Source organism: Bacteroides ndongoniae (assembly GCF_900108345.1).
Classification (GTDB): Bacteria; Bacteroidota; Bacteroidia; order Bacteroidales; family Bacteroidaceae; genus Bacteroides; species Bacteroides ndongoniae.
Map to the genome: position 1 here is coordinate 20,093 of NZ_FNVV01000013.1, position 21,518 is coordinate 41,610.

Consider the following 21,518-nt stretch of genomic DNA (forward strand, 5'->3'; position numbering starts at 1 on the left):
TCTTCACTTGTTTTCATTGGTAATCATACTATTAAGTACGATATTAAAAAATGCACAAAATACGGTTTTTCGGATGCGAAGTATCAAAAATAATATATAGTTTTGCACTAAATAGTACGAAATGATATAGTATGAAAACATTAAAATCGAACTTAAAACAGCCGATAATCTTTGCCAAAATAATTGCCGTTTCGATTGCCATATTCCTATGCGCGTCATGCGACAACGGCAATGGCAAACGATTGGCGAAAGCCAAGAATGACCCTGCCGGAACATACAGGGAATACCTGTCCGACATACGCAGGCAGAAAAAACTCTCCATTAAAGAATTGGCCGGACACCTCAAGCAATGGCAAACATTGAGGGATTCCGTATTCCTGCATCTCGAATGTGATACGCTTGGCCGGCTTCATTCCACTGTAAGAGAAGAGTGTGAACAGATACATGATTCCATCCGCATGGAATTTTCACGGATGGTGCTGTCTCAAACACGCACTTATAAGGATATACTGTGGGTAAAAGAACAAATCTCACCGCATCTTGAAGACAAAGAGTTGCATCGTGCGGCTGAAACAATCCGACCGTTCTTTGCCTCATTGGATAACCGGCCCGTCAGTCAGAGAAACCGACAACACATTCTTGCCACTTATCGAACTACCCTTGCTGAAACGATTGATTACGGTATTCATTGTATGGCAGACCTGACGACCTTTATCGAAAAGGAGGATGCCGTGTACCGGGCATTCCTTTCACGTCTGCCTGATTTCGACGGCGAGAATCTTTCCGACATCACTCATGACACGGAACGATGCTGTGCACAGATATTCCTTGCCGCCGAACGGAACGACATCACCTATCGCAATGCCATGATTTATCTGGCCATGCGCACCAACCGCAGGCTGATTCAGAATATCCGAACCTGTATCGACGACATCTGCAATAAAAAAGTCAAGACACCGGCACAGGCACAAGCCTACATCTGGATGCTTCTCCAGCCTTATTCGTCGTTGGACGGTTTCTGCCTGGCGTTGCTTTCAGCCGAAGAAAGAGAGCAACTCGATATGCTTGCCTCGCAGACACCCGACGCTTTCAGGGAGTTGGGCAGGATGCTGCACCCCGGAGACAACCGCTTGGACGAGCTGCCCGGAATGCTGATGGAGGCATTCATACACACGCTGTAAAATATAACAACAGAAAAAGATATGAATATGTTACGACATTTTTATAATGACTTCATGGCATTCGTCCCCCTGCAACTTCCGCAGTTGCTCGATGTGACGACGATGGAAGAACCGCAGTTCTACGGCGACTATGTGCTGCTTACGTTTCCGTTGCGCACCCCTTACGAACTGGACGAAGTAATGGATATGTTCGAGGACGACATGGAGTTGATCACGCTCTACCACCATATTCCGATGCGGACGGAAAAATTCGGTCACAGCACTTGTGCATACTCGAATCCCGCTTTCGGACAGATGTTCAAGATGAACGCCAAGACGGATACGGAGGGCAATGTAAACAGCATCCTTGTCACCATCTATGATTCTTTGGAGCAGATGTACGGGGACTTATGCCTCGACTTGGAACTACACTCCAAAAGCGGGTTCCTGAAATACAAGAAAGACAAGTCCGACGTGCTGATGAATTTTATATGAGAAACACCTTATACCGACAGATGGTCTATTGCATCAATGCCTACCGGACGTGGATAGAGGTTGCCGATGACAATCTCTACAAGGAGCATATCATCTCAAGAACCGACCGCACCGACTACCTCGTTTCCCGTACATTGGTACTGCGTGCCTTCAAGACGAACGGCATACACGCCGAGGGTACGACATGGACTATTCCCGAACACGAACTGGACAAGGCTTTGGCCATCTACCGAAAGCAAGACATTACATTCAAGCAGCGCATCAAGAAAGCGGCCATGTACTTTTCGCCCAAGGATGCCGAAACCCTTATCCGGCTGGCGACATACGGTATTGTCCAGTTGGAACTCATTGTGCGTCCCACTCCCATACCCGAAAAGCCCTATTACTTATGTTACTGAATATCCTGCTACTCATTTTCTGCGCGATACCTTTCGGGGTATCAATGTCATTGTACAAGAACAACAAGCGGTTCATGACACCCTTTTACATGGCAATGGCACGAAGCGGCAACGCCCGTAAACTGTATGTGCAAGTATGGCTGATATGCCTGCTTCTTTTCCATTATGTATATGCCTGTGGACATATGGGTGAGTTTGGAATCCTACTCTCTACCGGTGTCTGTGCCGCAATGTTTTCGTTCCGACGGACGGACAACTGGTTACGCAGGTTGCTTGACCGCCCCCGTGCATTTGTCACACTCGCATCGGGCGCACTGGTCATCGGCTTTGTGCCGCATCTGTACACCTTGGCGATAACCATTGCCTATCTTCTTCTGGCAGCCCTGTTCTATCCCTCCGTTCGGGTCATGTCCGAATGCAAGGATACGGACACACTTTCCGGATGGGCAAAGCATCCCGGAATGTTGTCAGAATCCTATCACGAGAATCATCACGCAAATCTGCCGCATGAAGCGGACAGCGGCAACACTGATATATCCGCACAATATGAATCATTAAAACCGAATGAAAATGAAAAATAACCAAAAGATACCTGTTTCCATATTGGCAGACAGGGAGGTATTCGAATATCTCAAGGAGAAAGGGGATGAACGCAAAACACGCACCGAAGCGTACTGTGACCTGTTGGACAAATCACTGGCAGGTTTCGTTTCTCCGTTTTTAAGAAAGAAGGCCTACGTGCTGCAACCCAACCAGTGCCACCTGACCGTTTCCGACCTCGCATCGGAGTGGCATTGGCACAGGGCTACCGTCCGTTCTTTTTTGAGTGCAATGGAGGCATTCGGTTTGCTGACCCGCATCCAGCTTCCCAAAAGCGTGGTCATTACCATGACCGTACAATCCGGTCAGGCAGCACAGCCCCGCAATGCACAGGAGCAGCCGGACTTTGCCAGACAGCTCCGTGAGGTATTGTCCGATTGGGTAATCGGCAAAACGACCGCTGCCGAAACTGGCGTAATATGTGGACAACTCGTAAGTCTGGCAAAGACTGAAATTGCCGACCGTGACACCGGACTCTGTTTGGACACCCATTCCAACACGACCTCCGCACATTCCGGCACTTTGGTCACGGAACATCGTGAAACAGCCTTGTGCTGCATCGCCCACGCCGCCCTGCAAAAAATCCTGCACAAGTCGAGATTCGATGACAGTTCGCCGCTTGTGGATTTCTTCCGGTTTGACCTCGGTGAAGAATGGGCTGCTTTCATCGAGTCCGCCAAAGACCTCGCCGGGCTGATTCTCGACACCGAGGCATCAGTGACGGACTTCGACATGGACGAAGACCAAGAACGCCTCAAATCGCTTCGCAAACCTTTTTTATCGCTTCTGGCAAAGGCACAGGCGATGGTGGATTGAACCGGGAGTCGAAAACAGATTGTATAACGCGAACAATCCACCTCCATCCCTTAACGGTTATCCTGCCGGTTATAGGAGGCACACGGGCTTGCCCGTCTGCCACGAAACAAAGGGAAGGGGGAGCCTAATACCCCGATAGGTCTCCGACCGTCGGTAGGCTGTCCGGGCAAGCAGCAAGCTGGGACAGGACGGATTGTCCAAACAACACGAAAAGAGTATGGCAGATCAAAAACAGGTACTTGATATGCAGGTGTCGAAAGGCATCACCGCAGCCCAAAGCAACGAACATTTGCGTGACCGCAGTGAAAGGGCGGAAAAGTACGCTATGAATAAGGGGAATTACGACCCCACACGCAAACACCTGAACTTCGAGATTGCGCCCGGAGGCAAGGTACGTCCCATTGACACGAGCCGCAACATTCCCGAACGGATGGCGGACATATTGGAGAGGCGTGGAATCAAAGACCCCAACGAAGGACTGGCAGAACCGAAGTACCGCACGGTGGTGAACTTCATTTTCGGCGGTTCCCGTAAGCGGATGCACGAACTCGCGTTCGGCACGCAGAACGTGGATTTTGATGAAGGTGCGAACAATACCCGTATCAAAAGAATGAGCGATATTGAACGCTGGGCGAAAGACGTCTATTCATTCGTGAGTGGCAAATATGGCGAGCAGAACATCGCCGCATTCATCGTACACCTTGACGAATTGAACCCTCATGTGCATTGTACTTTGTTGCCAATCAAAGACGGCCGCTTTGCGTACAAGGAAATATTCGCCGGAAAGGACAAGTTTGAATACAGCGCAAGGATGAAACAGCTTCATACCGACTTTTTCGCCGAAGTCAATACAAGGTGGGGAATGTCGAGAGGAACAAGCATATCCGAAACAGGCGCACGGCACAGGACTACCGAAGAATACCGCCGTATGCTATCGGAAGAATGTACGACCATCGAGGAAAATATAGACCGCCACCAAAAGGTGCTGGCAACCCTTCAATCGGACATCCGTCTGGCAGAGCGCAGGGTCAAGGGGCTTACGACAATGGTCGATAACCTTGAGAAGTCGAAAGCCGAAAAAGAGGCTCTGCTATCGGCAGCCGAACAGGATTTGAAAGCGAACAAGGGCGATGCGGAACAATTAGCCGCACAAGTTAAAAGTCTGGAGAAAGAGCTGGCAGGCATCAACAGGCAACTGGCAGACAAGCAGGAGAAGTTACAGACGGCTGACCGGCAGCTTGCCGAGCTGAAAGAGAACATGGATGCCATTGAGGAACGTACCGGGGAACTCAAGGAGGAAGCCTACAAATACTCCCATGATATACATTCCAAAGTGGACACGTTGCTCAAGGATGTCCTGCTGGAAAATGTGGTCGGCGAGTATAGGAACGTATCGGCACAGATGGACGTGGCGGAACGGCAACTGTTCGACGGCTCGCTCGTCCAGTCCATAGCGGAACAAGGTACAGACGTGATGCACTGCGCGACGATGCTGTTTCTCGGTATGGTCGATGATGCCACCACTTTTGCCGAAACTCGTGGCGGCGGAGGTGGCGGCAGCGACCTGAAATGGGGGCGCGATGAGGACGAGGACAACCGTGCATGGGCACTCCGCAGCATGAGGATGGCGAGCCGCATGATGCGTCCGGCCATTGGCAAGAAACCCAAACGGTAAGTGGCATACGTCTCATGACAAATCAAAAAGTATAACGAATAATATCATTGGAATATGACGAAACAAATCTTTTTTATATTGGCCGTGCTTTGCACGTTGCAGGCACAGGCAAGTATACAACCCGTACAGGTGGATACTGTACAACATACACCGTACTATAATGTCTCGGAGGAACTGCAACCGATACAGCCCGTCTATCTTGACGGAGTGGTACTTCCGGCATCCCTGACTGGCAACTGGTTTGTCAGTATTGCCGGGGGTACGTCCGCCTTTCTCGGCACACCTCTCGGCTGCGAAGACCTCTTCGGACGCTTGAAACCCTCGTACAGTTTCGCAGTCGGAAAATGGTTCACTCCGTCCGTCGGCGCACGTATCAATTACAGCGGTGTGCAGTTCAAAGATGGAACATTGTCCAATCAGGACTACCACCATATCCATGCGGATCTGCTGTGGAATGTCCTTGGCTGCAGATATGCCCGGCAAGAACAGGTACGCTGGAATCTTGCTCCCTTTGCCGGTGTCGGCCTGTTGCACAATGCCTCTAACGGGAATAATCCCTTTACTGTTTCGTATGGCGTACAGGGAGAATATCGGATTTCCAAACGAGTAAGTGCCATGTTGGAACTCTCCGGCACGACCACCTTTCAGGACTTCGATGGTTACGGACGCCCGAACCGCCTCGGCGACCACATGGTATCGCTGACCGCCGGTTTCACGTTTCATCTCGGAAAGGTCGGTTGGAAACGCGCGGTTGATGCGACATCTTACATTCGTCAGAATGAGTGGCTCGTGGATCATGCCAATATCTTATCCGGAGAAAACAAGCGTTATAAAGACTGGTACGACCGCAACCGACGGACGGTCGCAGAATTGAAGAAAATTCTGGAAATAGAAGGATTGCTTGACAAGTACGGTCATCTGGTTAATGACGATGAGACCGACCGCCGTCAAGGTTATCCCAGAAATAATTACAGCGGATTGAACTCACTACGGGCAAGATTGAAAAACCGGCATTGGGATGGAATCTCGCCGCTTGATTCTGCAAGTATTGGATATGGCAACAACGGAGATGATGCCGAGAAACCGGGCATAATCGTCTCTGAAAGGACGGAACTCATACAAGCCGGGAATTGCATCGGGTCGCCTGTCTATTTCTTTTTTAACCTCAATACGGCGCACCTGACGGATGCTTCCCAAATGCTTAACCTTGATGAACTGGCTCGCGTGGCCAAGAAATACGGATTATCCTTGAGAGTAACCGGTGCGGCCGACAGTTCGACTGGAACTCCTGTGCTTAATGGTTCATTAAGTACATCGAGAGCGGATTATATCGTTGCAGAATTGAAAAAGCGTGGCATACCGATCGAACGCATCGTCAAGGTAAGCAGAGGCGGCATAGCCGACCATGTACCGGTCGAAGTCAACAGGCATACGAAAGTAGAGTTGTTCTTTTAGTTTTTACATTCACTTTCATCGAGTCCCTCAATCTATAATTCGGATTGCAGGGACTTTTGTTATCAATGAGGGTAATAAGATTATAGGTTTCCTGAATCCTGATTACGCTTCGTATGACTGATAATATTTTCTGCCGAATTATGAAATAATCCGCTTACAATCACAAGATATTCCGGTAGAATACCATCCTTTCCCCAAAGCAGCTCTATCCCGAAAAGTTCCGAGAGTGTTCGTGTCATATCGAACCCGAATGCTTCAAGCGAGGGACGTACTTTGTCCGGATGCAGGCAAGGACGGTTGCATTTGCGGGCGCATTCGGAATCGGGACAGTATAGGCATTTTCCTACATAGGCGAATGCCCGACCTCCGTATCTGTGCTCCATTTCCAGCAATTCCCTTTCTATCCTGAGCCGTTCCGGTTTAATCAATTCCTGCGTTCTGTCTATCGGAATATTTTTCTCGACCGGAATTATTTTCGTGGCCATCAGGTGGGCATATTCATATTGGCGCAGAAATTCTCCGGTATCGAAATCGAACGGCGGGCATCCCCAACTATTACCGTAGTTGGGGCATTGTTTGCAAAATTCGACAAAACGTTTTTCGTCCCGGAAGCGTGAAATATATTCGTCCACGCTGATATTTGCTGTGAAATTCTCTATGATATATTCCTTAGTCATTGTCCCACTTTTATGAATCCTGTCGTGGCATCGAACGTCACACAATTATTTCGGAACAGCCGCTCGATGCAGCCGCTCCGGCGCATCTCTTCGGTCGACATATACGACAACTGGGGTGGGTCGATAAGGGCTATCGCATCGGCAAGCGAGAGGGCGATATCCAGCTCGTGCGTGGAAAAAAGGATGCACTTGTTTTCTTCATGCGCCAGCCGTGCCAGCAGTGTACACAATTCGTAGCGGTTGGGCATATCGAGAAACGAGGTGGGTTCGTCGAGCAGGATAATCGGCGTATCCTGCGCCAACGCCCGTGCGATCATGATGCGCTGGCACTCGCCGTCCGACATCTTGTCCATCGTGCGCTCCGCATAAGCCTCCATGCCCACCGAGGCGAGCGACCGCATGACGATCTCCTTGTCGACCTCCTGCATCTTTCCAATCCAGTTGGTATAGGGTGCGCGGCCGATAGCCACGACATCCTTGCATTTGAGATTGGCGATGCGTGTGCGCTCGGTCGTGACGAATGCCAGCGTTCTGGCCATTTCTGCTGCTCGCATATCGGCGGCGTTATGCCCGTCGAGCAGGATTCGGCCGGTATAACGGCGGTTCAGTCCGGCGATGGCTCGAAGCAGTGTCGATTTGCCCGTGCCGTTGCGCCCGATAAGGGCAGTCAGCCTGCCCTTTTCTATGGTGGTTTCCACCTCGCAGAGCAAGGTGCGCTCGCCGTAGCCTATGGAAAAATCGTGTAACTTTATCATGCGGTGACGGATTTATTGCGCAAGACCACCCACACCACGATGGGGATTCCCAGCAATGCGGTGATGGCGTTGATCGGCAGGGTGAACATTTTAGAAACGAGGTCGCAAAGAAGCAGCACCGCCGCACCCGAAAGAACGGTTCCCGGTACGAGTACCCGATGGTCGCTGTTGCGGAACAGCATTCTCGTGACGTGGGGCATGGCCAGTCCGATGAAGCCTATCGGACCGCAAAAGGCGGTCACCGTACCAGCAAGCAGCGTCGTGGAGAGGAACAGCAGCCCGCGCGAGCGTCGGATGTTCAGCCCCATCGTCACGGCATACTCCTCGCCGAACAGCAGTAAGTTGAGCGGCTTGATCGTCACCACCGCCAACAACAGTCCGGCGATAATCGACGGGACGAGTACCGCAAGCTGGTCGAAGGTCACGTCGCCGAGCGACCCCATCGTCCAAATGACAAAGGCTTTCAGGGATTCTTCCTTGCTGAGATATTGCAATATCTGTACAATCGCGCCGACTCCCGACGAGAACATCATGCCGAGAATCAGAATCACCATGATGTCCTTGATGCGGTGGCCGACGGCGGCGATGACGACCAGCACGAGCGCCGCTCCGAGCCAAGCCGCCCCGGCAATGCCTATCGACGAACCGAAGCCTGCAAGCACGACGAGTGCCACGCCGAGGCTCGCGCCCGAACTGATGCCGAGCACGTAGGGGCCGGCAAGAGGATTGCGGAAGAGGGTTTGCATCTGAAGACCGCTGACCGACAGAGCTGCTCCGGCCAGCAACGCGACCACCGCCTTAATCAGTCGGATATTCAGTATAATTTTCGCCGTCGCCCGCGGGCAGTCGCCGCCCGTCAAAGCCGCCCATACATCGCCGAGCGGTACGGCGACTGCCCCCACCGCCAAATCCAGCAGAAACAGGAAAAGGGTGAGGGCGGCCAGCATGGCAAACAATATGGCGGAACGGGAGCGCATCTATTTCAGTTGCTTGTAATAGACGAAATCTTCCTCGACCAGTTCGGGGTGGAATATCTTCACGAGGTCTCGCAGCACGAGGTCGGGATTTACGACCGCCGACTCATAGTAGTCGTTGCCGCCAGCAGCATTGGTGCGGGCGTTGTTGTTATAGACCTGTCCACCACGGAAACAGCGGGTGTCGATGAACTTCGGGCATGCGGCTTTCAGTTCATCAAGCGTGTTCGCCATCCCCACATGCAGCCACATATCGGCTTGCGAGGCCAGCAGATACGCCTCTTCGAGGTCGATGGGCGCGGAAGCGTTTCCTGTGTTCTTCTTGTAGATGTAATCGCCTCCGGCATCTTTGATTAACCGGGCGACATAGCTTTCGGTCGAGGGCATGAACCAGCTGTCGCCGTAAGGCGTGTTGAGCATGACTGACGGAGCGTCGAGGATATTGTCCGCTACTTTCTTTTTCAGGACATTGTATCTGACGGGGATTTCCGCGAATACTTTTTCGCCCTCCGCCCGTTTTCCGATAACCTCCGAAAGTGCCACCAGCCATTCGGCTTTGCCCAGCGGAGACTCTTCGAGGTAATCGCCGACATACATGAACGGGATATCCAACTCTTTGAGCTTACCCTCCATCGAGCTTGCCCCGTTCACGCCGTAAAGCAACACGAGGTCGGGGTCAAGCGAGAGCAGCAGTTCGTAATTGATGTTCCCTTCGTAGCCCACATCTCCAACGCTGTCCCGCCGTGCCTGAATGTCGGGATTGGAGATGTAGTCGATGCCTGACACGCCGACTACGCGTCCCGTTTCGCCGATTGCGTCGAGCATGGCGATATGGGTCGAGGACATGCAGACGATGCGCTCGGCATCCCCCTTGAGCATCTGACCGGTGAAATCCGCCGGAACCTCTTCGTCATCACGGGCAATGAACAGGTTCGTAGTGATGCTGTCGGCGCCCTGCCAAGGGTTCGTGACGGTAACCAATACGCTCTTTTTGCCGTCTGCACCTTTTATGTCAAACCCCGAAGCGTATTCAGGTGTATAGACCGTTCGGTTGAAATCGGCGAGTTTTGAACTTTTATTGTGGCAGCCTGTGAATGCTAATACAAGTAGCAACAGCAGGCTTAAATTCTTTAATGCTTTCATATCGTTACATATTTGTATTTTCGGACTTTTTCTTGTTTTTCCCGAACTTCGGGGTAATGCCGATGAAGAACTCGAAGTTGATGCCGGGCATGGGGCGCGAGAGTACCGAAAGGTAGTCCTCGTTGAAGAGGTTGTTGACGGCGAATTTTAACTGGATGTCCACCGGTTTGAAAAACAGGTTTTTCTCCAACGAGACATTGCTCATGAAATATTCGGGCAGGTGTCCTGTCAGCGTATAGTCGTTGCTCGACATGGTGTAACGTTCCGAGTAGAACGCCCATTTGTAAAGGAACGCCCAAGTCCGCCACGACAACCGTCCGGTCAGCGATGCGGAGTGCTTCGGCACGTAGGGTAACTGCTTGCCCACTGACTGGTCAGCAGGCGACATCTTCTCACCTTCATTGATGGAGGGTGTCCACGAATAGGACCCGTTCAAGTCGATGAGCCAATCTTTCGCCGGCTGCACGGCGAAGTTCGCTTTGACCTCGACGCCGTAGGCGTGGACCTTCTTTACGTTGCGGGGCGAGAAGAAGCCCTTGGTGGTGGGCAGCCAGATAATCCAGTCGTCGATGTAGGAGTCGAACCAGTTCGCACCGCCGCTCAACTTGTAAATGCCTTTCTTGCCGACATCGAAACTCACCCCGGCATCATAACTGAAACCTTGTTCGTTTTTCAGGTTGGGATTACCTCCCGGCAAAAAGTATAGGTCGTTCAGAGTTGGGAAACGGTAGTTACGCGATATGGATGCTTTCAGCATCACATTTCCTTTCGGGGAAATGATACCGTCAATGAAGAAAGCCGGAATGAGTGGAATCCAATCGGAACCATACATCTCTTCCCGCAGTACCACCGACATACCCAAGCGGTCTATCGGCTGCCACTTGGCGGATACGGAGCCGGAGAGTTCCACGCGCCCCTTGTCATAGCCCACGATGGCCTTGCCACCGTCCTGCAAGATGATGTTCTTGTCCTCGCTCCGTACCAAATGCTGGTGTGCCGATACATTGGCGGTGAAAAACCATTTTTTATCCAAAGAATACTCTCCCTCCGCCTGACCGTAAAACGTGTTTACCTTGCTGCGGGAGCGGGTCATCGACGCCCAGTTGTCAGGTGCGACCTCACGCTTGTAGTCGTAGGCCATCCATGTGTGTATGTAACCGCCTTTCACGCCGAGTTTCCAGTTGCTTTTCATGTGATCCCAGGACAAGACGCTGCGGAACGTCTGTTCTCGCTGGCGGTTCTCGAAGTCGGTTGCATCTCCATAGTCGGTCGTCAACATCGGAAGTTCCCGGTTGGAGTTGATATACCAGGCGTTCAGCCCGAAACGGTCGCCTTTCCCGGTATTGTAATACACTTCCTGAAGCAAATGCAGGTCCTTGAACGCCCCGGAGCGGTTGCGCTCTTTCGGGTGATACTGTCCGACGATGTTCTTATCCTCGTCGTAGATGTTTATCTTTTTGTCGTGGTTGGTGTACTTGTAATCGTTAGGCGAGGAAGAATAGACCGCACGGGTGGAGACGTGCCACCGCTCACTTCCGTAGGTGAAGCGGGCGAACTCATCGAAGGTCTTGAACGAGCCGATGCCCTGCACGTACTGGGCGTTGAACCCTTCAGCGACTTCAGGAGCCGTGCCGAGTTTGACCAGACCGCCCAGTCCACCGCCCGTTTCGTTCACCGATGAAGTACCGTGCAGCAGCGATGCCTGGTCGATGAAGTAGGACGGAATGGTGGAGAAGTCGGTCATGCCGAGCATGGGGTTGTTGATGCGCATCCCGTTCCACGTCACCTGCGTATGGCTGGGCGACGTGCCTCGGAAGGCGACGGTCGAGAGCGTGGCGCGGCCGTAGCTCTTGACAAACACGGACGAGTTGAACGTCAGGATGTCCGCCATCGAGAGGGCGATATTTTCTTTCAGTGCGAGTGAATCGAACTTCGTCTTCTGCACGCCGATTTCCTTCATCGGCCGTTTGCCCCATACGGTCACCTCGTCTATCTGGTGAATACGCCGGGTGATTCCCTGCGCAGACAGCACGGATGGACAGACAACCAATATTGAGAAAAGTAAATATTTTGTATATGTCATTTCCTTTTGTTTTTAATATGGTTATTTACCGCAGCATATGCAGAGAATGATGCCCGCATAAAATCTTGATAGGCATTGAATCCGTTTTCTTCAAGCAGTTGGTCGTATTCGTCCTCGAATGAAAGTTCCTGATGAACCGTCTCTTGTTTCTCAATGTGGTGTTTTACCCGATTCAGATCATTGAATGACACGCTAAACGAATCAAATCCGGCTGCCCATCCTGAAAAATCCGCATATTCCGGATATTTTCGATAGACAACGCCTGTAGAACTTTTTACTTTATTGATAATCTTTGCGAAGTCCGTGGGAGATGGTATCTCTACAAGTATATGAACATGATTGAGAAAAGCATTGCAGGCATAGACATGACAGCCTTTCCTTGTGAAAATTTGTACCATCTGATCGAGAATCATTCCTTTGGTTGTCATTGGAATCGTCATCTCCTGTCTTTTCGTGATGAAAATAATATGGTATATATGCCGCAATTTATTCTTCATTTCCAACAAAATGCACCGGGGATAATCCCGACATAAAATTCATCTATCAATTTCCCTTCGGGCGAGTAGCGGTATATCATGCCCTGCTGCTGGTAATCGATGGCATCGGCGATGTACACTTCTCCGTTGGCGGGGTTTACCGTCAGTCCGTAATAAATCGTGCCGCTGTATTCGAGGAACGGACGTACCGGCACATGGCTGGCTGTCACGTCCATGCTCCAAATGGCCTTGTTGATCCAGTAGAGTTTGTCCCTGTCGCCATTGAGCTGCACCTCCGAGGGCCAGTCGCCCAACTTGAACTTGAACTGCTTCTCCACGGTGAAGGTCTCGGCATCGATGCGGTAGAGCGACGGGGCTTCGTAACCGTAGGGGCTGCCCTCATAACCGCCGTCGGTCACCGTCCACATTTTGTTGTACTTGTCCATGACCAGCGATGTCGGTTGTATGCCGACCTTCAGTTCATCGACTACTTGATCGGTTTCGGTGTCGATTTTGATGATGCGGTTCTGGTAACTCCAGCAGTTGCAATAGACGTATTTGCCGTACTGCACCATTTGCTCCGTCGAGCCGCTTTCCATCGTCATGTCCGGCACTTGAATATAGCCGGTAATTTCGTATTTCTTCGGGTTGATGATGAAGATGCGGTTGTCCCACAATTGGGTGACGTATGCTTTTTCGTCGCTTAGGAAATGAATGTAGCGCGGTGAGGTCAGGTTCTCGATGCGTCCTACCTCCTTGAAGGTGTTCAGGTCGATGGCGAAAATCACGTGGGAGTTGTTCACCACGACCCAGCCCTTGTTGTCGTAGATGGTCATCGACTGTGCCACGTCGCCGAGTTTCATGCCGTTGGCACGGAAGAAGATTTCGTTCTGCACCTGTTTGGTTGCCGGGTCGTAATAGGACAAGGTAGCATTGCCGTACTGGAAGTTGCCCTCGTTGGTGATGAACAGTCCGGCTCCCGTGGCGTTGAAATCTTCCACGGCATCGCCGTAGTCCCACTTCATGCAGGATGTCAAGGATAGTGTCACTCCGACAACTACGCTCCATAGCAGATATTTCAATTGGTGATAGGTCATACCGTTATTTTTATAGTTAATCCCCGGCAGCTTACCTTACGGTAAGCATACCGAGGATTGGCAGAAAATTTATTGTTTCGTTATCTATTCGGCAAGCTTGTACTTCCCGTCTTTCATCTCTTGGAAAGTGGGGTTGTAACCACATTCTTTGACAGACCATTGAGATTCTCCTGTTAGAACATTGTTTTCAAACAGGTATTTGAAAGAACTGAAATCAGTAACATCTCCTTGCCCGCTTATACTAATCCCTTTTGCTGATTTGAGACCTGAAAAATCAATGGACAAAATACCATTAGAACCAAAATCAGAATACGGGCATGTTATTGAAAGATTTTCGGATATTGATTCTACGTTAGGATAAGATACTTTATCTACTTCCATATCAAACATAAAAGAAGATGTTGCAATATCAAACTTCCCATTTATCGTTTTTAATTTGGGACATAGAATATTAGTAGCCTCAATCTCAAACTTAATTTGTGCATCAGCTCCATCCGTTCCAATGCTTTCCAGATTGGTAAACTCAATATCATTCTTAAGTTTGTAAGTCGTAACTGAACATGAACCGAGAATTTTTTTCAATAACGGGAAGGTAATATTATTTGCATTCCTATTTGTCCCTAATGTTAAGGTCCCTCCAATTTCCTGCAATTTAGGAAATTCGATTTCCGCCGCCGTATTAACACTTCCCGAATTCAATGCAATAGTCATATCTCCTGCCACACGAATAAATGGCATAACAAATTCTTTTACACAAAAATAATCTATGCATTGGAAGTCACCCTGTATATTTGAGATTCCTTCCAACGTAAATTCTGTCAATCGACAATCTTTAGGAAGTAGAAAAAGGCTACCGTTAAATGTTTCCGATCCTACGATTTTATTTAGTTGCTTACATTGTAGGGTAAGTGTATTTCCGTTAAAATTTATCTGGGACAAATCCAGTTCTTCTATGAGCAGATTAGTTAAAGTCATATCACCGAGTACATCTTTCAAAGAAGCTATATTGAGTTTATTGACTTTATTCGCATCCACACTGGTCTCTCCGCAGGAAATAAGACCGGGAAGTTCAACAATGGAAATTTCTTTGCAATTTTTTATAGTTAGTCCTCCAACCGAATGTAATTCGGTCATTGCAAGACTTCCGATGGAGGACATATCGGAGAATGAGGCAGTACCGGCCACACTTTCCAATGCCGGTAGATAAATTCCTTGCAGTTTGGGAAAATATTGGATTGTAAGTTCATTCCCGACCTGTTTGAGCGCTGAGAAAACAATGGCTTCGGTTGTCGCTGATTCTTTTTGTGCTACCGAACCTTTGACAATTAAGGAAGCTCCGACAGATTCAACGGCATTTGCATCCAAATCAAGTAAAGCATCGGAAGTTATATACATATCCTCACCAATGAACTCGACTTTGGGTATAGATATTTTTTCAATGACAGAACTGTTAACGACAAAATCACCGGTCACTCCAAGCAAAGAGGGCAGATTAACCGTTTTGAGCATTATGTTTTTACTGGCAGAAGTTGTCGAACCTAATTTGAAACTTCCGAGTTGTTCCAGATTATCCAACCCGGTCAAATCCGTTCCTTTGTAAGACGGATTGATGACAAGGGAGTTACTGATTTGTTTCAGGTTGGCAAGTCCGTCCAGATTGGTGATTTCTTCTCCGTCTGCCGTTCCGATGGTCAGGCTGCCTTCGATTTTGTTTATTCCTGTCTTTGCAAAATTATCAACCTCGGCTTGCGTGGCAAGTACTACGCTGCCGCTCTGTTCGATGTCTGTATATTGATAAGTATAGGAATATACTTTGCTATCCTGCATTTTGGAGGTAACTACGAATTTCCATTCATTCTCCCAATCCTCTATGGTCGATGGATTCGGGTTAATAGAGGCTCCCTCGCAAAGGGCATACTCTACGGTAGCCCCTTTCAGACTGGTATTATAAGGTATCTCAACTGTAATCTTGTCCCCGACTATCATGGCTTGATAGGTAATGCCATCTACAGTTAGAGCAAACTCGGAGATGAAGTGATCCTTGCCGTCTATTCCGCTTACTTCAGGGTCGTCATCACTACATGCAGCAAGGCAGAGCGTAGCGAAACAGAATAGGATGAAATGATATATTTTGTTCATAATGAATTTTATTTGTCGTTATTGTTGTTTTCATCACAGAACTTGAAAACTTCCGTGGAATTTTCCCCTAACCATCCGGCTTTTACATTGACTCCGGTCTGCACCTTGATAAAGTCGATATGGGAAAGGTTTGCAGACGTGCCGTCGATATTGAGCGCATCGGAAATCTTAAAATAGTTTCCAAGTGCTCCCGCGTTAGGATTGTCTTTATTGGGCATATCATCACCAATATTATCGGCATATCCCCACCCGAACGGATTATTGGACCACATGCCTGTCGACGGGCTTTGTTCGGTACGTGCTTTCAGGCATGTGCCGTATAACGTATAGGAATCCTCTTCAATCCACAAAGGATAATAAAACTCTTGCGGGTGATAGTTGCCGAGACGGTCAATCGCCCCTTTATTTCCCTTGTTGTCTTGCCATTGGGTGTCCATGTTGGGACCGGGACGGAAATAAGTTACGGCATAGTCCTGAATGGTTTCGGGTTTTCCATATTCAGAACCCTTCAGTTCATACCATTCATCGTTGGGCAAGCCGTCTCCATTGACATCTTGCATTACCCATACAATGCCCGGTTCATTTGACGAATCAAAGGCATTTCCTTTGATGGAAAAATCATAACCGCCTTTGTTTTCGATACTGTGGTCGAATCCTACTACAATATATCCTCCCCAACCTCCGAGAGAAACATATTGTTCATTATCAAGACGTTTTTGTGCGTAAGCACAGGCTGCTTCGTGCGTGCTTTCCCCATTGAAACCTGCTGTATTCGTTTCGTTTACAAATTGTCCCGGAGCCGGAACAAATTCATATACTTTATTGCTGTAAATGGAATTTCCGGCAGCAAAAGGTCTTTTTCCGGCCGCTTCACAACATTTCACCGGAATATTGACACTGACTTCATCGACACCGGAGACCGAAATATTACGGGTGAGCACTGCTTTTGTATCTTGATTGTCGTATTTCACAGTAAAGGTAAGCGTGTGTTCTCCGGTTTTAGCGGGTTTGAAACCGTAAACCAAAGAATTGGCTCCCTCAATCGGTTGCCCGTCCAAACTCCATTGATAAGAAGGCTCGGCACTTATTGATACAAAGGGGCGGACAAACAAAGTACGTCCTAATTCTACGTATTTGGTATTATTCTCGGTAAAATATAAAGATGACGGAACTACGATTTCAATCGGAAGTTTATCGACAACCTCAATAGAAACTGTCTTCTTTGATTGTCCGTCTTCATTTGTTACGGTTAAGGTCAGTTCATAAGTTCCCAACTCATCTTGCTTGAATGTATAAGTATTTTCCGTTCCGACTTCGTTTCCGTTAAGAGTCCACAAATAAGTAGCTCCTTCTGCATTTTGAATGTCGGGTGTAAGGATATACTCACGTCCTGCGACAACTTTAAGCCCTATAGAGGGGGTTACCAATGAAATAACGGGCGGAGCCAATTCATTGACATCCACACGAATTTCTTCCTCTGTGCTGGCATCCCTCGTATCCACACGCAGGGTAACGTAATACGAACCGCATTCGTTGAAAATGTATTTCAATTGAGGCTCGTCGGAAATGATACGACCGTTGCATTTCCATGAATAAACGGCGTAATCGACATTCTGATAGGTCGGCTCAATAACGACCTCTTTTCCTATCTTTACAACGTAGATTCCGTCCTCGCTATCCAACTCAATGACAGGAGGCAATATCACGTCCTGCGATATTTCTTCGTCTTTGTTGCATGCAAATAGAAATATCGTCAAGGAGAATAAAAGCAAATACTTCTTCATTATATTTATAATTTGCTGAATTCAACTTGCAAATGCAACAGAATTCTGATTAATAATTTGTTTAAATTTTTCGTTTGGCGTGAGGTATCCAAGTCTTTTACGAGGTCGATTATTGAGTTTATTTTCAATCCACTTAATCTGTTTGTTGGTTACTTCACTAAAGTCCTTACCCTTTGGGATATACTGCCTGATAAGCCCGTTGGTGTTTTCATTGGCACCACGTTCCCATGAGTGGTATGGTTTGCAAAAATAGAATTTTATTTCCAATTTTTGCGCAATTTCCTCGTGCTTTGCAAACTCCTTTCCATTGTCAGCCGTAATTGTGTGTATTAAGTTTTTCACTTTCCGCAGTGCCCATACTGCAATCTTAGCTACCGGGATGGCTTCTTTTCCCGACAACTTGCGTATCCAGACCCTGCTTGTTGCTCTGTCGTTAATGGTAAGAATGGCACCTTTGTGGTTCTTACCAATAATTGTATCTATCTCTAAATCACCAAATCTCTCCTTCAGTTCCACTATCTCGGGACGCTCATCAATATCCACCCTGCCTGGGATAAATCCTCGCCCTGCATTTTTAGAACCACGTTTGGCATACCTGCGACCTTGTCTGCGAAGATATTTGTGCAGTTTGCCACCCCGCCGCTTATCCTCCCAAATCCAGCGATATATCGTTTCGTGAGATACCATCGCAATTCCCTCCAAGCGGCTCCTGCCGACAATCTGCTCCGGGCTGAATCCTTTCTTCAACAGCTTTATTATCCGTTTTCTCATTGCCGGTGTAAGCACTTCCTTGCGATGTTTTTGCTGCTTGCGCCTGTCTGCTTTTCGCTGGGCAAGCTCCATGCTATAGCTACCACTTCGGGCGTCGCAATTGCGCTTTATCTCCCTGTAAACAGTGCTTTTATCTACTCCGATAGCTTCCGCTATTGCTTTTTTGCTCATCGGTATTTGCAACATCATAGAAATTGCATACCTTTGTTCCTCGGTTATATGTTTGCTCATCTGCAACTTTTTTTTCTTTGGACGGACAATTAAAGCAAAGATAGCAAACTTTATCCATTCAGAGTGAGAGAAAGGGGGACATTGTCTCTCTTTCCTCTCTGAAAAATAAATGTTTTTATTGCTTATTATCCGCACCCAAAAAGTTGCATTTATAAGTTGAACTCAAGTTTTAATGCTGAAATTCCCTTGAAGAAAGTATTTGATTCCAATCTCCATTGGGATATAATAAAAAGGGGCAAATACTTTGCACTTGCCGTTAAAAAGCATTTGCCCCAAATTCATGTTATTCGTTTACGGTTACATCAATATCGTCTATAGCAACGTAAGCAGGAGTGTTCAATCCGTATGCGCTTGAATCGCTTCCTTCGAAATTGATAGCTACAGTACATACGCTGTCACCTAAACCGCTTAAATCCACTTGATTCCATCCGGTACGGATTTTATTGGTCAAACCTGATTCTGCATCTTTACTGGAATCGAAGTTTGCCAAATAGTATTCTACTTCCTTACCTGTAGGTTTACCCGTCGCATCCAACGCAACAAATACCACCTTAAACCATCCTTTTTGTGCCGACAAAGAGCCTTGTGTAAACGAGTTGCCATCCTTCATGACTAAGTAGGTATAAGTCGTATTACAAACCCATACGCTGTTGAATTTACCATATTTCGGTGTACCCTTGACAGGAGTGTTTGTGGTAACGACTCTGTAGCCGGTTGCATCGGTCAGGTAAATCTTCGCACATTTGTCATAGGTTGCTTGTGAATCATTGTATGAATCGCTATAACCGAAAGCTACAGCAAAATTTTTACCGCTATGACCGCCGTTGGGCCAGTACACGCTACATTGGTTTTGATAATCCCCCTGTGTCAGATTATGGAAATTAGAGATGGCAAAACCACCATTCCAAAATTCATATTCCCAAGGCTGTCCGCTTACCCATTCTTGTTCCAAATAGTTAATCGGGAACTGAATGTACGTACCGGTTTGCCCGATTTGAGTGATGTAGCCGGTCGTTACCTGCTTGCCGTTGGCCGTGGCAGAATAGAGATTGTTTCCATACTGGTCAGAAGCCATTACGCTGGAAGGTACGTTATCAAAATCGATAAGCGCATTGGTAGAACTTATCGCGCGGGTTTGAATCGCACTCTCCTCATACGGAGCAAGGAAGTCATCGTCGGATGAACATCCCGTGAACACTGCGGCGGCCATTGCTACAACAGCCATTGCCAAGAATCTAAAATTCTTTTTCATAACTTAATTATTAAAAGTTAAACAAAAAGTTTAAACACACATTCGTTTTTATTGCGACAGATTTGCAACGAATGAGAAATCGGTTATCAAAAAGAATATAGGTGCCTGTGGACGAGCCTCTGTTCATTTTAATCTAATGCCAATTATCCCGTGGTCACTAAATCTATCTCATCAAGCAGGTCTTCTGGCTCATCCCGCTTATCGCGCCTTCCCAGCTTTCACCAGTGGCAAAGAGTGCGATAAACTTTAATAGGACTTACAGCTGCGAGTACAGCTCCGGATTTTCACCGGGATTCCCTTTTAATTCCGTTCGACGCTTCGATTGGAAACTTGACTGGTGCAAAGTTAATGGTTATTTTTTAATCTTGTTTCTTTTTCTGTGATTTTTATTTCAAGAAAGGATTATTTTATGGCGCGAATTGTATTTTCATGTTAATCAAGCATTTATAACAACCACGAATAGTCTTTTCCCCTTATGAATAATAGCGTTTCTCAATTATGGTCTCTTTTCATCTCACGTCGGCAATTCTCTTCGGAGAGATTTTATATGCAAAGGTACAGCGTGCGTCTGGTCGTCAAGTATCGCTTTCACTAACGGTTCCCGGATATTCTTCACGGCAGCCTTCCACAAATCGAAGATTGACTTTCACTCCCCACCTCGTTGCAGGGCATAGTCGGACGAGCCTGACTGTGCTCTTACATTGGGCGGTTGGGTATTCCGTTTCATCCCGTACACTGTTTACTTGCCTTATCCGTCCTTTTCCCGCTGTCAGTCCTGCATAAAAATCATTCCCCGACGAGAAGCCAAAAGAGTTTCAAGAAAAGGAAAAAAGAAAATATTTGACAATCTAAAATTTACAATTATGCACAGCAGGATTTTTCAAATTTCAACGGAGCCGATAGACAAAGAAAACTATCTGAATGAGGACACACTCCAGCAAGGAGACGGGAGCTTCTATGACTATTGTTCAGAAATAGACGAGGAAGACCGTAAAGAGGATATTGCCAATTTGGTCAATCATGCCTTGCCCAAAGGAATGTTCGAGCTTATATCCGATGACACCATGCGCTATAATGGTGGAATAGAGCAATGGAAAGAGGAGTATGTCGCCAATATCAAAAAAAGAGCGAATGCTCTTACGGCAGATAATATGTTGGAATGGGGTTCGACCTATTATCTCAAACAGGCAGTGGAAAATCCGTTGGATGTCGCCTATCATTTCTATTTGGATGGCGATGGCTGCAGTCTTTTGCCGAACAGTCCTTTACGTTTATGGAGTTTGTTTGTAGGCTTGAACCGGGAACGATACTCTACATCGGAGGAGTTGTTGATTACCACTTCTGATGTTTGTCCGAAACATTGGCAACCACCCGCCTCAAAAGTGGGTGGTTGCTCTCTTTTTTGCACAGGCTCCCCGGTTACTTTTATAAATATGCTCTGCAGAGCTTCCGCCACCGGTTTCACAGCCGGTATATTCCTGTTTTAAGGGTATAATCCCTTCACAGCCCCGACATACGCCGCAGGTCTGTTTTCGTG

Annotated in this window: 18 protein-coding genes, 1 pseudogene and 1 riboswitch; of the genes and pseudogenes, 8 read left to right on the plus strand and 11 right to left on the minus strand. The window is 47.9% G+C overall.

Translation table 11 applies throughout. The annotated features are described in order from the left end of the window. Positions 1-131 precede the first annotated feature (131 nt). The 7 genes from BQ5591_RS04210 (at position 132) to BQ5591_RS04240 (ending at position 6,599) form a co-directional block, all read left to right on the plus strand. The gene (locus BQ5591_RS04210; protein ID WP_005680026.1) at positions 132-1,181 is read left to right on the plus strand and encodes a hypothetical protein; all 1,050 of its coding nucleotides are present in this window, start codon (positions 132-134) and stop codon (positions 1,179-1,181) included. Between the two features lie 27 nt (positions 1,182-1,208). After that, positions 1,209-1,655: a hypothetical protein gene (locus tag BQ5591_RS04215; protein WP_005680025.1), complete on the plus strand. Its 447-nt coding sequence runs from the start codon at positions 1,209-1,211 to the stop codon at positions 1,653-1,655. Then, complete coding sequence (locus BQ5591_RS04220; RefSeq protein ID WP_005680024.1) at positions 1,652-2,053, plus strand: hypothetical protein; 402 nt, start codon at positions 1,652-1,654, stop codon at positions 2,051-2,053. Before BQ5591_RS04215 ends, BQ5591_RS04220 begins: the two co-directional genes overlap by 4 nt. Further along, on the plus strand, positions 2,044-2,634 hold the full coding sequence (locus tag BQ5591_RS04225; protein ID WP_005680023.1) for a hypothetical protein: 591 nt from the start codon (positions 2,044-2,046) through the stop codon (positions 2,632-2,634). Before BQ5591_RS04220 ends, BQ5591_RS04225 begins: the two co-directional genes overlap by 10 nt. After that, on the plus strand, positions 2,624-3,469 hold the full coding sequence (locus tag BQ5591_RS04230; protein WP_005680022.1) for a helix-turn-helix domain-containing protein: 846 nt from the start codon (positions 2,624-2,626) through the stop codon (positions 3,467-3,469). The genes BQ5591_RS04225 and BQ5591_RS04230 overlap by 11 nt, the downstream gene beginning before the upstream one ends. Before the next feature lie 217 nt (positions 3,470-3,686). Further along, positions 3,687-5,144, plus strand: coding sequence for a MobV family relaxase (gene mobV / locus BQ5591_RS04235; RefSeq protein ID WP_007482776.1), 1,458 nt, complete (start codon positions 3,687-3,689; stop codon positions 5,142-5,144). A 54-nt stretch (positions 5,145-5,198) separates the two neighbouring features. Further along, the gene (locus BQ5591_RS04240; protein ID WP_005680020.1) at positions 5,199-6,599 is read left to right on the plus strand and encodes an OmpA family protein; all 1,401 of its coding nucleotides are present in this window, start codon (positions 5,199-5,201) and stop codon (positions 6,597-6,599) included. Positions 6,600-6,679: 80 nt separating this feature from the next. Here the strand turns inward: BQ5591_RS04240 and BQ5591_RS04245 are convergent, their stop codons facing one another. The 11 genes from BQ5591_RS04245 to BQ5591_RS04295 form a co-directional block, all read right to left on the minus strand. Continuing rightward, the gene (locus tag BQ5591_RS04245; protein ID WP_004320579.1) at positions 6,680-7,276 is read right to left on the minus strand and encodes a DUF2284 domain-containing protein; all 597 of its coding nucleotides are present in this window, start codon (positions 7,274-7,276) and stop codon (positions 6,680-6,682) included. Next, positions 7,273-8,031 (minus strand): ABC transporter ATP-binding protein, encoded by a 759-nt coding sequence (locus BQ5591_RS04250; RefSeq protein WP_071148613.1) that lies wholly within the window; start codon positions 8,029-8,031, stop codon positions 7,273-7,275. The genes BQ5591_RS04245 and BQ5591_RS04250 overlap by 4 nt, the downstream gene beginning before the upstream one ends. After that, the gene (locus BQ5591_RS04255; RefSeq protein WP_004320577.1) at positions 8,028-9,008 is read right to left on the minus strand and encodes a FecCD family ABC transporter permease; all 981 of its coding nucleotides are present in this window, start codon (positions 9,006-9,008) and stop codon (positions 8,028-8,030) included. The genes BQ5591_RS04250 and BQ5591_RS04255 overlap by 4 nt, the downstream gene beginning before the upstream one ends. After that, positions 9,009-10,148, minus strand: coding sequence for an ABC transporter substrate-binding protein (locus tag BQ5591_RS04260; protein WP_004320576.1), 1,140 nt, complete (start codon positions 10,146-10,148; stop codon positions 9,009-9,011). 4 nt (positions 10,149-10,152) lie between these two features. Then, entirely contained in the window at positions 10,153-12,231 is a 2,079-nt protein-coding gene (locus tag BQ5591_RS04265; protein WP_004320575.1) for a TonB-dependent receptor, read from the minus strand. Next, on the minus strand, positions 12,228-12,728 hold the full coding sequence (locus BQ5591_RS04270; RefSeq protein WP_004320573.1) for a transposase: 501 nt from the start codon (positions 12,726-12,728) through the stop codon (positions 12,228-12,230). The genes BQ5591_RS04265 and BQ5591_RS04270 overlap by 4 nt, the downstream gene beginning before the upstream one ends. Then, complete coding sequence (locus BQ5591_RS04275; RefSeq protein WP_004320571.1) at positions 12,725-13,804, minus strand: glutaminyl-peptide cyclotransferase; 1,080 nt, start codon at positions 13,802-13,804, stop codon at positions 12,725-12,727. The genes BQ5591_RS04270 and BQ5591_RS04275 overlap by 4 nt, the downstream gene beginning before the upstream one ends. Positions 13,805-13,888: 84 nt before the next feature. Next, positions 13,889-15,943 (minus strand): DUF4971 domain-containing protein, encoded by a 2,055-nt coding sequence (locus tag BQ5591_RS04280; RefSeq protein ID WP_071148614.1) that lies wholly within the window; start codon positions 15,941-15,943, stop codon positions 13,889-13,891. Positions 15,944-15,951: 8 nt separating this feature from the next. Next, on the minus strand, positions 15,952-17,727 hold the full coding sequence (locus tag BQ5591_RS04285) for a PKD-like domain-containing protein (RefSeq protein ID WP_005944261.1): 1,776 nt from the start codon (positions 17,725-17,727) through the stop codon (positions 15,952-15,954). Positions 17,728-17,748: 21 nt separating this feature from the next. Beyond that, entirely contained in the window at positions 17,749-18,729 is a 981-nt protein-coding gene (locus BQ5591_RS04290) for an IS30-like element IS4351 family transposase (RefSeq protein WP_005794072.1), read from the minus strand. 283 nt (positions 18,730-19,012) lie between these two features. Continuing rightward, a complete protein-coding gene (locus tag BQ5591_RS04295; protein ID WP_004320565.1) occupies positions 19,013-19,981 on the minus strand; it encodes a DUF4465 domain-containing protein in 969 nt (322 codons plus the stop codon). Positions 19,982-20,138: 157 nt separating this feature from the next. Continuing rightward, a riboswitch (cobalamin riboswitch) is annotated at positions 20,139-20,330 on the minus strand. Between the two features lie 514 nt (positions 20,331-20,844). Between BQ5591_RS04295 and BQ5591_RS04300 the strand changes: the two are divergent. Continuing rightward, a pseudogene (locus tag BQ5591_RS04300) lies at positions 20,845-21,326 on the plus strand (hypothetical protein). Positions 21,327-21,518 lie beyond the last annotated feature (192 nt).

Bases quoted from the DNA above. Each gene is read 5' to 3' on its own strand.
- BQ5591_RS04210 (WP_005680026.1), top strand. From the start codon at position 132: ATGAAAACATTAAAATCGAACTTAAAACAGCCGATAATCTTTGCCAAA.
- BQ5591_RS04215 (WP_005680025.1), top strand. From the start codon at position 1,209: ATGTTACGACATTTTTATAATGACTTCATGGCATTCGTCCCCCTGCAA.
- BQ5591_RS04220 (WP_005680024.1), top strand. From the start codon at position 1,652: ATGAGAAACACCTTATACCGACAGATGGTCTATTGCATCAATGCCTAC.
- BQ5591_RS04225 (WP_005680023.1), top strand. From the start codon at position 2,044: ATGTTACTGAATATCCTGCTACTCATTTTCTGCGCGATACCTTTCGGG.
- BQ5591_RS04230 (WP_005680022.1), top strand. From the start codon at position 2,624: ATGAAAAATAACCAAAAGATACCTGTTTCCATATTGGCAGACAGGGAG.
- mobV (WP_007482776.1), top strand. From the start codon at position 3,687: ATGGCAGATCAAAAACAGGTACTTGATATGCAGGTGTCGAAAGGCATC.
- BQ5591_RS04240 (WP_005680020.1), top strand. From the start codon at position 5,199: ATGACGAAACAAATCTTTTTTATATTGGCCGTGCTTTGCACGTTGCAG.
- BQ5591_RS04245 (WP_004320579.1), bottom strand. From the start codon at position 7,276: ATGACTAAGGAATATATCATAGAGAATTTCACAGCAAATATCAGCGTG.
- BQ5591_RS04250 (WP_071148613.1), bottom strand. From the start codon at position 8,031: ATGATAAAGTTACACGATTTTTCCATAGGCTACGGCGAGCGCACCTTG.
- BQ5591_RS04255 (WP_004320577.1), bottom strand. From the start codon at position 9,008: ATGCGCTCCCGTTCCGCCATATTGTTTGCCATGCTGGCCGCCCTCACC.
- BQ5591_RS04260 (WP_004320576.1), bottom strand. From the start codon at position 10,148: ATGAAAGCATTAAAGAATTTAAGCCTGCTGTTGCTACTTGTATTAGCA.
- BQ5591_RS04265 (WP_004320575.1), bottom strand. From the start codon at position 12,231: ATGACATATACAAAATATTTACTTTTCTCAATATTGGTTGTCTGTCCA.
- BQ5591_RS04270 (WP_004320573.1), bottom strand. From the start codon at position 12,728: ATGAAGAATAAATTGCGGCATATATACCATATTATTTTCATCACGAAA.
- BQ5591_RS04275 (WP_004320571.1), bottom strand. From the start codon at position 13,804: ATGACCTATCACCAATTGAAATATCTGCTATGGAGCGTAGTTGTCGGA.
- BQ5591_RS04280 (WP_071148614.1), bottom strand. From the start codon at position 15,943: ATGAACAAAATATATCATTTCATCCTATTCTGTTTCGCTACGCTCTGC.
- BQ5591_RS04285 (WP_005944261.1), bottom strand. From the start codon at position 17,727: ATGAAGAAGTATTTGCTTTTATTCTCCTTGACGATATTTCTATTTGCA.
- BQ5591_RS04290 (WP_005794072.1), bottom strand. From the start codon at position 18,729: ATGAGCAAACATATAACCGAGGAACAAAGGTATGCAATTTCTATGATG.
- BQ5591_RS04295 (WP_004320565.1), bottom strand. From the start codon at position 19,981: ATGAAAAAGAATTTTAGATTCTTGGCAATGGCTGTTGTAGCAATGGCC.